This window comes from Xanthomonas sp. D-99 (genome assembly GCF_017746145.1).
Lineage (GTDB): Bacteria > Pseudomonadota > Gammaproteobacteria > Xanthomonadales > Xanthomonadaceae > Xanthomonas > Xanthomonas cissicola.
This window is the reverse complement of record NZ_JAGHWU010000031.1, coordinates 1,732-2,089: the sequence shown is the minus strand read 5'-3', so window position 1 is coordinate 2,089 and position 358 is coordinate 1,732. Positions and strand designations below refer to the sequence as shown.

The following is a 358-nucleotide window of genomic DNA, read 5'->3' as shown; positions in this document are numbered from 1 at the left end:
AGAACAGATGGTCCGGATCCTCAAAGAGGTCGAGGCCGGTGCCAAGGTCGGCGAGACCTGTCGCAAGCACGGGATCAGCGAGCCGACCTATTACGTCTGGAAGTCCAAATATGCCGGCATGGAGGTGTCACCAGCACTTTTAATCTGACCCACCGCAGCAACTTCAAATTGACCCGCCTCCCGTAGCCTTTGGCCCTTTTGCAGGGCCATGCTGACCGTAGAGGAACAAGTGGAGATCAAGATATTGGCCCGACAGGGCATGAGCATCCGGGAGATATCCCGGCAATTGCAGGTATCGCGCAATACAGTGCGGCGTTATCTGCGCGATGTGGCAGCGGCCCAGCGCCAACCACGCCGG

1 protein-coding gene and 1 pseudogene are annotated in these 358 nt (G+C 58.4%); both read left to right on the top strand.

Annotated elements, in window-relative coordinates:
- Positions 1–136, top strand: a pseudogene (locus tag J7360_RS12730) (transposase); the annotation flags it as partial.
- Positions 137–208: 72 nt separating this feature from the next.
- Positions 209–358 (top strand): helix-turn-helix domain-containing protein (locus tag J7360_RS21410; protein WP_244667806.1); only part of this gene is annotated, 150 nt, incomplete at its 3' end.